Origin of the sequence: Devosia yakushimensis (assembly GCF_030159855.1) — a bacterium.
Classification (GTDB): Bacteria; Pseudomonadota; Alphaproteobacteria; order Rhizobiales; family Devosiaceae; genus Devosia; species Devosia yakushimensis.
This window is the reverse complement of the sequence record NZ_BSNG01000004.1, coordinates 308,027-317,944: the sequence shown is the minus strand read 5'-3', so window position 1 is coordinate 317,944 and position 9,918 is coordinate 308,027. Positions and strand designations below refer to the sequence as shown.

At 64.2% G+C, this 9,918-nt stretch carries 10 protein-coding genes and 1 pseudogene; 6 read left to right on the top strand and 5 right to left on the bottom strand.

What is annotated here, in order from left to right; all coding sequences use genetic code 11:
* Both QQL79_RS22155 and QQL79_RS22150 read right to left on the bottom strand, forming a co-directional pair.
* Window positions 1-484 (bottom strand): annotated as a pseudogene (locus tag QQL79_RS22155) (hypothetical protein); the annotation flags it as partial.
* Window positions 485-553: 69 nt separating this feature from the next.
* The gene (locus QQL79_RS22150; RefSeq protein ID WP_284394497.1) at window positions 554-712 is read right to left on the bottom strand and encodes a hypothetical protein; all 159 of its coding nucleotides are present in this window, start codon (window positions 710-712) and stop codon (window positions 554-556) included.
* Between the two features lie 105 nt (window positions 713-817).
* On the opposite strand from QQL79_RS22150, the gene QQL79_RS22145 reads away from it, so the two are divergent.
* Window positions 818-1,729, top strand: coding sequence for a LysR substrate-binding domain-containing protein (locus QQL79_RS22145; protein WP_284394495.1), 912 nt, complete (start codon window positions 818-820; stop codon window positions 1,727-1,729).
* Window positions 1,730-2,061: 332 nt separating this feature from the next.
* Here the strand turns inward: QQL79_RS22145 and QQL79_RS22140 are convergent, their stop codons facing one another.
* The 3 genes from QQL79_RS22140 to QQL79_RS22130 all read right to left on the bottom strand — a co-directional run bounded on the left by QQL79_RS22140 (window position 2,062) and on the right by QQL79_RS22130 (window position 6,003).
* Entirely contained in the window at window positions 2,062-3,717 is a 1,656-nt protein-coding gene (locus QQL79_RS22140) for an MBL fold metallo-hydrolase RNA specificity domain-containing protein (protein ID WP_284394494.1), read from the bottom strand.
* A gap of 204 nt (window positions 3,718-3,921) precedes the next feature.
* On the bottom strand, window positions 3,922-4,473 hold the full coding sequence (locus tag QQL79_RS22135) for an ActR/PrrA/RegA family redox response regulator transcription factor (protein ID WP_284394492.1): 552 nt from the start codon (window positions 4,471-4,473) through the stop codon (window positions 3,922-3,924).
* 222 nt (window positions 4,474-4,695) lie between these two features.
* Complete coding sequence (locus tag QQL79_RS22130; RefSeq protein WP_284394490.1) at window positions 4,696-6,003, bottom strand: ActS/PrrB/RegB family redox-sensitive histidine kinase; 1,308 nt, start codon at window positions 6,001-6,003, stop codon at window positions 4,696-4,698.
* A 145-nt stretch (window positions 6,004-6,148) separates the two neighbouring features.
* Between QQL79_RS22130 and QQL79_RS22125 the strand changes: the two genes are divergently transcribed.
* The 5 genes from QQL79_RS22125 (at window position 6,149) to QQL79_RS22105 (ending at window position 9,519) form a co-directional block, all read left to right on the top strand.
* A complete protein-coding gene (locus QQL79_RS22125; protein WP_284394489.1) occupies window positions 6,149-6,610 on the top strand; it encodes a DUF2852 domain-containing protein in 462 nt (153 codons plus the stop codon).
* A gap of 252 nt (window positions 6,611-6,862) precedes the next feature.
* Complete coding sequence (locus QQL79_RS22120) at window positions 6,863-7,615, top strand: M48 family metallopeptidase (RefSeq protein ID WP_284394487.1); 753 nt, start codon at window positions 6,863-6,865, stop codon at window positions 7,613-7,615.
* Window positions 7,616-7,870: 255 nt separating this feature from the next.
* Window positions 7,871-8,224, top strand: coding sequence for a hypothetical protein (locus tag QQL79_RS22115; protein ID WP_284394485.1), 354 nt, complete (start codon window positions 7,871-7,873; stop codon window positions 8,222-8,224).
* Window positions 8,225-8,337: 113 nt separating this feature from the next.
* Window positions 8,338-9,033, top strand: coding sequence for a L,D-transpeptidase (locus tag QQL79_RS22110; protein ID WP_284394484.1), 696 nt, complete (start codon window positions 8,338-8,340; stop codon window positions 9,031-9,033).
* A gap of 96 nt (window positions 9,034-9,129) precedes the next feature.
* Window positions 9,130-9,519, top strand: coding sequence for an ester cyclase (locus QQL79_RS22105; RefSeq protein ID WP_284394482.1), 390 nt, complete (start codon window positions 9,130-9,132; stop codon window positions 9,517-9,519).
* Window positions 9,520-9,918 lie beyond the last annotated feature (399 nt).

Sequence of the window (9,918 nt, the reverse complement as noted above, 5' to 3'; positions counted from 1 at the left end):
GGGCTTCTGCCGCGGGGGCAGCGGGCGGCGTCGTGGGGGCGGCGGGGGCTACCGGGGCGGGGGCGGCGGCTGCGCCCTGATTGGCATAGATGGAGACGACCGCATCGACGCTCTGCCGGTCGGGGCTGGCTTCGGCGCAATCGGGCGTGGTGCGCTCGACATCGGCCTTGATCCCCTCATAGGCCTTGTCGCCGCCGGCCGCATCGATGCCCATGCCGGTCTCGAAGCGCCGCTGATCGGCGGTCATGCGTTCCAAAACGGCGGGATCGACGGTGACGCTGCACAATTCGATCACGGCCTTGGTGGCATAGAGCCCGGTCAGCAGATTGGCATTTTTCGGCGTGTTATCGATCGGCGCCAGCGGGTCGACGACGATATTGGCCGGCGCGGCCGGGGCCGCCGGAGCGGCTGGAGTAGCTTCTTGGGCGGCAAGCGATGCGGTGCCCAGGGCGAGCAGGGTCAGCGCGGCAAAGGTGCGGATCATAAACGATCTCCTTGAAGGCGGGGGCCCGTGCGGGCGTTCTCCCTCCCCTTCAAGCGCCCGATTATGGCCTCAGCACGGCGCGCGGTCGACTGCGGGATGATAAGGGGGCAGATCGGCCCAATCATGCAGGCTCATGCTATCGGGATGGGCGCTGGCGCCCGCCCGCGGCGTAAGCCCGGAAACGATGAAAGAAACGAGGCGACGGAGCGATTGCGACAGGTTTGACATTTTGTGACCTCCTTTCGGGTCGGTATCTATTTGATACCTCTTCAATGCGCCTTCTGCCGGGGCCCGGCAATGGACAAGAGCTGGGCGGAGGTATAGAAAATCTATATGAGTTCGCTGTTTTCCATTCCTCTCAATGCCTTGCGGGCCATCGAGATCGTGGCACGGCGGGGCTCGCTCGCACCCGCCGCCGAGGAACTGGGCGTGACCATGGGCGCGGTCAGCCAGCATTTGCGGCGGGCCGAAGAGCGGCTGGGCATGGAATTGTTCGAGCGCACGCCAATGGGCCTCGTGCCGCTGCCGGCGCTGAAACAGGCGCTGCCGCAACTGACGGCGGGGTTTGCCGCGCTACAGGATGGGCTGACGACGCTCAAGGGGAGCGACGAAGGCGTCTTGAACCTGACGGTGGGCAGCGTCTTTGCCAGCCGCTGGCTGATCTGGCGGATCAATAAATTCACACTGCTGCATCCCGATATCGAGGTGCGGCTGACGGTGACGGCGCAGATGATCGATCTCAGCCGTCCCGACATGGATTGCGGCATCCGCTTCGGGCTGGGCAAGTGGCCGGGGGTGACCACGACGCTGATCGGCGGGCAGGCCTTTCAGCCGGTCTGCGCGCCCAATGTGGCGCGGCAGCTGCGGACGCCGGACGATCTGGTGCATGTGCCAATGATCGTCGACCAGACCACCATGCTGAGCTGGGACCTGTGGCTGGACGCGGCGGGGCTGGAGCGCGATGCCCTTCTGGTAGGGCCGACCTATTCCGATCCGTCGCTGGCGTTCGATGCGGCGATTTCCGAACAGGGTGTCTTGATGGCGGTGGATATGATGAGCGCCGATGCGGTGAGCGACGGGAGGCTGGTGCGGCCATTCGAGCTGCCGGTCAGCGGAGCGCATGGCTATTGGCTGGCCATTGCCAAGGGGCGGCGGGAACCGCGCAAGACACGGCTGTTCCGGGAATGGCTGGAGATGGAAGTGCCGGCTTCGGCGCGGGGCTATGTGTATCAGTCGCGGGGGTAGGCTTTGCTCTCCTCCTCCTTGAGCGGAGAGGGTGGGTGTCCACTTGGGACTAGCATCCACCCAATTTCGCATCATTTCCAAACACCACAATCGCCTTCCTCGGGCTTGACCCGAGGACCACTCGCCGCTCGCGCCGCGTTGAGAGCGGCCCTCGGGTCAAGCCCGAGGGAAGCGGCGGTGGGTGGGGGAGCACAATACCTCATCAATCACGGTGTCATTCCGGCGCAGGCCGGAATCCATGTCCGTGGTTCACCACGCACATCCAGCTCCGGGATGGCCTTCAGCATGGATCCCGGCCTGCGCCGGGATGACACCGTGGTTGGGGTTAAGCCCTATTCGTCATATCCCTGCGTTTCGACCGGGGTGATCGGGCTGGGTACATGCCCGGGCGAGGGTGCGGCGCCCAGGCTTGAGAGCTGCGCCTGGAGGGCGCGCATGATGGCGAGCTTTTCCGCGTCGCTGCCGGTTTGCAAAGTCTGGCTGAGGCGGATGGTGAAGTCGGAAAAGGCATTGTGCCAGTCCGATGGCAATTGCGCGGGATCGATGCGGGGCGTTGCCGGACGGGCCTTGGCCGCAATACCAGCGGCGGTCAGTTCGAAATAATCGTCGAGCTGGGGCAGGATGATCTGGTCGCCGGAGAGGCCCGTGGCCATGAGCGCGGCACGCAGGGCGGTGCGCTCCTCATCCTCGCCATGGGTCAGAAAGATGGCGCCATGGGCGGGCAGGCGTTCCTTGATCCAGGCCATCAGCTCGGAATGATCGGCATGGGCCGAGTAATTGCCCATGGAGCGGATGGTGGCGCGCACCGGAACCAGCGTGCCGTGAATGCGCACTTCCTTGGCGCCGGAGAGGATGATCTGGCCCAGCGTGCCGGGGGCCTGATAGCCCACGAAGAGCACGGTGGCATTGGCGCGGATCAGATTGTTGCGCAGGTGATGCTTGATGCGGCCGGCATCGGCCATGCCGGAGGCCGACATGATGATGGCGCCGCCGCGAATGGTGTTGATGGCTTTACTATCCTCCACCGCCTCGATGATGCGGAAGCGGGGATCGTTGAACAGCTCGTCGGCGCCCAGTTCGACATCGTCGAACATTTTCGCATATTTACGATAGACGCCGGTGACCTTGCTGGCGAGCGGGGAATCGAGAAACACCAGGCGCGGATCGATCTCGCCGGTCTTGATGAGATAGCCGATATCGTGCAGCAGCTCCTGGCTGCGCTCGACGGCAAAGGCGGGGATGACGAGATTGCCGCCCCGCGCCATGGCGGTGTTGATCTCTTCCTTGAGCGCGGCGCGGCGCTGGGCGAGGGTGTAATCCACCCGTTCGCGGCCGCCATAGGTGGATTCACATAGAATGTAATCGAAGCCGGCGGGGCCTTCGGGCTCGTTGTAGAAGACCTTTTCGTCCGGGCCGATATCGCCGGAGAACATGAGGCGCACCGGCTTGCCATCGCCATTGGCCACTTCCACTTCGATGGAGGCCGAGCCGATGATATGGCCGGCATTCCAATAGCGGGCGCGCACGCCGGGGCCGGGTGTGATCCATTCGCCATAAGTGCAGGTCTGGCGGTGGCGCAGGGCCTCCTCGGCATCTTCCATGGTGTAGAGCGGGGCGGCAGGTTCGTCGCCGCGGCGGCCGCGCTTCTTGGTTTCGCGCTCGGCTTCGCTTTCCTGGATGCCGGCGCTGTCGGGCAGGAGATATTCGAGCAGGCCCGCGGTGGGCTCGGTCATCCACATGGGGCCGCGCCAGCCTTCGCGATAGAGTTTTGGCAAGAGGCCGGCGTGATCGATATGGGCGTGGGTCAGGAGCAGGAAATCGATCGCGCGGGGATCGAAGGGGGTGGGCTTGAGATTGAGGTCGCGCACCGATTTATTGCCCTGAAACAGGCCGCAATCGACCAGGAACTGGCCGCCCGGATGCACCACCCGGTAGCAGGAGCCGGTCACCGTGCCGGAGGCACCGTGGAAATGCAGGGTTACGGTCATCGGGAACTCCTCGCCTTCATGGCTATTTGGAGCACAGAGTAACGCGATTTGATGACGGCGGAAGTTTGTTTGTGTTTGAAGGGGATACCCCCTCCTAGCCTCCCCCTGACAGGGGGAGGGACCGTCCGGTGATTGGGACTCGGTCTAGGTCAAAGAGTGGAGAGATTCCTCCCCCTGTCAGGGGGAGGTTAGGAGGGGGTATCCCTATTTCGGCGCGCGCTTGGCCAGGATGCGCTGCAGGGTGCGGCGGTGCATGTTGAGGCGGCGGGCGGTTTCCGAGACATTGCGGTCGCAGAGCTCATAGACGCGCTGGATATGTTCCCAACGGACGCGGTCGGCCGACATGGGATTTTCCGGCGGCTCGGGCTTGTCTTCGCCGGTGGCGAGCAGGGCATTGATGACGTCGTCGGCGTCGGCAGGCTTGCTCAGATAATCGATGGCGCCCAGTTTGACCGCGGTGACGGCGGTGGCGATATTGCCATAGCCGGTCAGCACCACGGCGCGCGCTTCGGGGCGGGCCTGATGGAGCGCGGAGACCACTTCGAGGCCATTGCCGTCTTCCAGCCGCAGATCGACAACGGCATAGGCGGGGGGCTTGGCTGCGACGGCCGAAAGGCCATCGGCGACGGTGGATGCGCTGCGCACATCAAAGCCCCGGCGCGCCATGGCGCGTTCGAGGCGCTGCAGGAAAGCCACATCGTCATCGACGAGCAGCAGGCTGGGGTCGGTGGCCAGAAGGTCTTCGATCGTGCTCATGGCAATGACATAGGCGTTCCGTGGGAAAAGGTCAAAATATGGCAGGGGGGTGCGGCGATTTGGGGCGGGGATGGCCGCTGGATGGTACCGCCCCCTCCTCCCACCGGCGCCTTCCTCGGCTTGACCCGAGGACCATTCGCCGCTTGTGCCGCGCTGGGAGTGGCCCTCGGGTCAAGCCCGAGGGAAGCGCGGTGGTTTGGGTTATGTCGTGCCAGCTAAGCCCTATTCCACCGCGCCCCGCGGCCAGACGATGCGGACCTGGGCATGCCCATTGGGGGCGATGTTCTGAAACGCCAGCCGGGCGCCGCTGCGTTCGAGCAGGGTCTTGGCGATGAAGATGCCGAGGCCCAGGCCCCCGGGCTTGTGGGCGTCGGCGCCCTGAGCGTCGCGGGGGCGGCTGGTGAGATAGGGTTCGCCCAGCCGGGCGATCAGCTCGGGGGCAAAGCCGGGGCCGTCATCGGTGATGGCGACCGAAACGGCGGTGCTGTCCCATGCCGCCTCGATGCGCACGGTGCTACGGGCGAAATCGGAGGCGTTTTCGATCAGGTTCCCCAGGCCATAGAGCAGGCCCACGCTGCGGGTGAAGACCGGGGCGGGGCCGGACGTGTCGGCAGCGTCGAACAGGATGGCTTTGCCGCGGGTTTCATGCGGACGGGCGACTTCGGCCAGGAGATCAGTAAGGGGCACGGCGGCGAAGGGGTCGCCGGCCTCATTGCCCAGATTGCGCAGCTTGGCGAGGATGGCGCGGCAGCGGGCGGCCTGTTCGATGATCAGCTCGACATCGCCGGCCAGGTCGCTGCCGGGAATGGCATCGGCCCGCATTTCCTTGGCAGCCAGGGCAATGGTGGAAAGGGGCGTGCCCAATTCGTGGGCGGCGGCGGCGGCCAGGCCATCAAGCGCGGAGAGCTGCTCCTTGTGCGACAGGGCCAGCTCGGTTGCCGCCAGGGCATCGGCGATCTGGCGGGCGTCGTGGGCGACGCGGCTGGTATAGGCGGAGATGAAGACCACGCCGCAGACGATCGAGACCCAGATGCCGATGACATAGATGCGGTTGAACACCAGCTCCTCGCCCGGCGTCCAGGGCAGAGGCAGGTGCCAGACGGCCAGGATCGAGGCGATCAGCGCGGCCAGCACGGCAATGAGCGTGCTGGCGCGCTGGGGAAGCGAGGTGGCCGAAACCGAGACGGGCGCCAGCAGCAGCAGCGAAAAGGGATTGTGCAATCCCCCGGTCAGTGCCAGCAGGCCCCCCAATTGGCAGAGATCGAAAGCGATCTGGCCAGAGGCAAAGAGCGAGGAGGGCCGGTGGGCGGCCCCGAAGCGAACGACCAGCCAGATATTGAGCGCCACCGAGGCGCCGATCAGCAGCAGGCAGGCCAGCAGCGGCAGGGGAAAGCCCAGGCCGAAATCGACAAAGAGCACGCCAATGGTCTGCCCGATGACGGCCAGCCAGCGCACCAGCACCAGGCTCTGCTGGCGCAAGGGGCGCCAGCTGGAGGGCAAAGGCAGGCCATCGGCCTGGGTCAAACTCATTTTTTTGCCCTTTCGGACAGGAAAAACCGGGGCGGCATGGTGATCACAATTTGCATTTCAAGGCCAAAAATCTGCGGGCACATGCTTGATCCTACCCCAGTTGGGGCCACGTAAAGCACATCGTGACTGGGAGAATGCAACCGAAATGAACACAGCAATCATCAAACCTCAACTATCCCCGCTGACCATCGCCTTGATGGTCTTGGGGTTCGTCTTTTTCTGGCCGGTAGGCCTGGCCATGCTCGCCTATATCATCTGGGGCGAAAAGTTCGGCGGCTCGCCGGAAAAGGCGCAGGCCTATTGGAACAAGGGGCGCAGCTGGTGCTCGTCCAACAAGAGCCAGTTCCGCGGCCACCGCTATGCCTCGACCTCGAGCGGCAATGCGGCGTTCGACGACTACCGCGCCGAGCAGCTCCGCCGTCTTGAAGAAGAGCGCGCCCGGCTCGACGCCGAGATCGAAGCCTTCCACGAATATATGGCCAACCTCAACAAGGCCAAGGACCGCGAAGAATTCGACCGTTTCATGAATGAGCGTCGCGGTTCCCGCCAGGGTTACGGCGACAAGAATGACGAGAATAACGGCTGGGGCAATAACAACAACGGCTGATCCCCAGCCCAGAGCTCCCTCCTGAGGCCAGTCGTTCCCAACGATGGCTACTGGCGCCCCGCAAGGGGCGCTTTTTTGTTGCTCTCCTCCTCGCGATGTCATCCCGGCGGAGAGGCCGGGATCCATGCTGAAGGCTATCAACATCACCCAGTGTGGGGAGAGAGCACAGCATGGATTCCGGCCTGCGCCGGAATGACCCGGTGGGTAAGGCAATTTCACGCTAATATGGGAAAGCTGATTCCCCGGATGTCCATGAACCTCTTTTTCAAGGCAAAGCCGAAAATTCCGGCCTCGACGCTGATCGGGATCGACGGGCGGGATGTGACCGTCACCGTGCGCGTGCATGCGCGGGCGCGCAGCTATCGGCTGTCCATTCCCCATAGCGGGGGGCCGGTGCTGACCCTGCCGCCGCATGGCAAATGGGCCGAGGCCGAGGCCTTTTTGCACCGGCAGCACAATTGGCTGGCGGCGCGGCTGAAACGCGCGCCCGAGGCGGCGCCCTTTGCCGATGGCGGAATGGTGACGTTGCGTGGGGTGGAACACCGGATCATTGCCACCGGCAAGTTGCGCGGGCGGGTGGAGCTGGCGGAGGTGGATGGCGCGCCGGCACTGCTGGTGCCGGGGGAAGCGGCCCATCAGGCGCGGCGGCTGACCGATTGGCTCAAAAGCGAGGCCGAGGCCGATCTGATCCGGCAAAGCGCGGTGCATGCCGGGCGGCTGGGCGTGGTGGTCAAGGCGGTCAAGCTGCGCGAGCAGAAGAGCCGCTGGGGCTCGTGCTCATCATCAGGCAATATCAATTACAATTGGCGGCTGATCCTGGCGCCGCCCTTCGTGCTCGATTACGTGGCGGCCCATGAAGTGGCCCATCTGGTGGAGATGAACCATTCGGCGGCCTTCTGGGCCACGGTCAAGCGCACCCTGCCGGACATGGAGCGGGGCCGGGCCTGGCTCAAGGCGCATGGGCGGCAGTTGATGGCTTATGGGGGTAGGCACGGCTCACCATGAGGTCTACTGGTTGGCTGGCTGCAAAAGACATCGGTTCCTGCGCCTCCCTCCCCCTTGAGGGGAGGCATTGAGGGTGGGGGTCAGGCGGCTCTTGCGCAGGAGCCACAACGCCCCCCTCCCCGACCCTCCCCTCAAGGGGGAGGGAGGCCAAGAGCACGATGTTTCCTGGCCCACTCCGCGCCAAAAAGGTCACACCTGCGTGACCTTCGGCGTGGCGGGGTGGATCACCCGCACCGCTCCCCCTATAGAAATCCCATGCAGCGCCTGATGCCGCTCATTGCCGCGCTTTTTGTGCTCGCCTCGGTCTGGGGCGGGGCGAATAGCTATGCCATGGCCTATTCCAGCACTGTGCCGGCCACGATCACTGCCGATGGCGGCGAGGATTTCTGCCTTGCCCCCAGCACTGACAGCGATCCGGTGGTTTCCTTCAAGGCCTGCGGCAAGAAGAAAACCGGCATTGTCCTGCCCTGCAACGGGCATCCGGGCATTGTTGCCGAGCCCTGCGATATCCGGTTCGATGCGGTGAAGGAAGACCACACCGCCATGACCGGTCGGTTCGGCGTCTCCCGGCTGATCCTGGAACGGTTCAAGCCGCCCATAGCGGGCTAGGGACTAGTCCCACGGCTGGCGCCCGGCGCGCCCTTCACCCCCGCTTTTCGCTCGCGAAAAGCTGACCCTTCTCCCAGCGGCCAGCATGCTGACCGCGCGAAAGATATTTTCCCATGACTGATCTTGTTCTCACCCCGTCGCTGACGCGGCGGAGCCTGCTGGCGGGTGGCGCGAGCCTTGCCGCGCTGGCCCTGGCGGGCTGCACCACGACGACACCGACGCCCCGCCCAACCGTTCCGGCCGGCCCGCCGGTCTATGAGGTCACCCCCGAAGTGCTGGCCATGTATGGCCCCCTGCCCGACGAAGAATTCCCCATTCCGGCGGCGCGGATCGAGCTGCTCAATCCCATCTACCGGCGGCAGGAAGTGGCCAATGAAACCGGCGAAGCGCCGGGCACGATCATCGTCGATACGGCCAATCGCTTCCTCTATTGGACGATGAAGGATGGCCGCGCCATGCGCTATGGCGTGGGCATTGGCCGGGCCGGCTTTGCCTGGGAGGGCCGTGCCCACATGGCCTATAAGCGCAAATGGCCGGTCTGGACCCCGCCTGCCGAAATGATCGTGCGCCAGCCGGAACTGGAAATCTACCGCCACGGCCAGCCGCCCGGGCTGGAGAATGCGCTGGGCCCACGCGCGCTCTATATCCACCAGGGCAACAAGGACACGCTCTATCGCATCCATGGCAATATGGATGTGCTGTCCATCGGCCAGGCGGTATCGAGCGGCTGCGTGCGGCTATTGTTCCAGGATATTGTGGATCTCTATGAGCGGGTGCCGTCGGGCTCGCCGATCGTGGTGCTGCAATAGGACAAACGGGATCGCATAAGGCGGTCCCGTTTTTTGTTGAGCCGCGAGCCGGGCGGGTTCAGCATGGCCCGGCGACCGAATTAGCATGGTGCCTTCATGACCAATACCGTCCTCGCCGATATCTACCGGGGCTATATTGCCTGTCTCAACAGTCAGGATTGGCCGCGACTGGGGCAGTTCGTTGCCGAGGACGTTCACTACAATGGCGAGCGGATCGGGCTATCGGGATATCGCAGCATGCTGGAGGAGGATTTTCGGGCGATTCCCGATCTTCATTTCCATATCGAGCTGCTGGTGTCCGAGCCGCCGCGGATCGCGAGCCGGCTGCAATTCAACTGCACGCCCAAGGGCATGCTTTTCGATCTTGCGGTCAATGGCAGGCGCGTCTCGTTCAGCGAGAATGTCTTTTACCAGTTTACCGGCGAGCGGATCGCAGCCGTGTGGTCGGTGATCGACAAGGCCGCCATTGCGGCCCAGCTCACCTAGACGCACCCTGAATGTAATGCCACGTGTTCTAACAACCACGGTGTCATTTCCGCGAAAGCGGGAACCTCTGTTTTGGATGCAGAAAAAGCAAACGGAGGTTCCCGCTTTCGCGGGAATGACCCGGTGGGTGATGTGTCCCAAGGGATCGCAGTTCTCCCCACCCCACAATCGCTTCCCTCGGGCTCGACCCGAGGGCCGCTCTCAACGCGGCACAAGCGGCGAATGGTCCTCGGGTCGAGCCCGAGGAAGGCGGTTGTGGATGGGATAGGATGACGTTTCCCCTCAACCACGACATCATTCTTCTCGCGCCTCAGGAGCAGCAAGAATGGATTCCCGCTTTCGCGGGAATGACCCGGTGGTGGAGGGCGCGCAAGGTTAGTCGCGGGCTCGGCGCAGCAC

Coding starts and splice junctions, on each gene's coding strand:
- QQL79_RS22105 (WP_284394482.1), top strand. CDS start 9,130: ATGACCAATACCGTCCTCGCCGATATCTACCGGGGCTATATTGCCTGT.
- QQL79_RS22140 (WP_284394494.1), bottom strand. CDS start 3,717: ATGACCGTAACCCTGCATTTCCACGGTGCCTCCGGCACGGTGACCGGC.
- QQL79_RS22110 (WP_284394484.1), top strand. CDS start 8,338: ATGACTGATCTTGTTCTCACCCCGTCGCTGACGCGGCGGAGCCTGCTG.
- QQL79_RS22145 (WP_284394495.1), top strand. CDS start 818: ATGAGTTCGCTGTTTTCCATTCCTCTCAATGCCTTGCGGGCCATCGAG.
- QQL79_RS22130 (WP_284394490.1), bottom strand. CDS start 6,003: ATGAGTTTGACCCAGGCCGATGGCCTGCCTTTGCCCTCCAGCTGGCGC.
- QQL79_RS22135 (WP_284394492.1), bottom strand. CDS start 4,473: ATGAGCACGATCGAAGACCTTCTGGCCACCGACCCCAGCCTGCTGCTC.
- QQL79_RS22150 (WP_284394497.1), bottom strand. CDS start 712: ATGTCAAACCTGTCGCAATCGCTCCGTCGCCTCGTTTCTTTCATCGTT.
- QQL79_RS22120 (WP_284394487.1), top strand. CDS start 6,863: ATGAACCTCTTTTTCAAGGCAAAGCCGAAAATTCCGGCCTCGACGCTG.
- QQL79_RS22115 (WP_284394485.1), top strand. CDS start 7,871: ATGCAGCGCCTGATGCCGCTCATTGCCGCGCTTTTTGTGCTCGCCTCG.
- QQL79_RS22125 (WP_284394489.1), top strand. CDS start 6,149: ATGAACACAGCAATCATCAAACCTCAACTATCCCCGCTGACCATCGCC.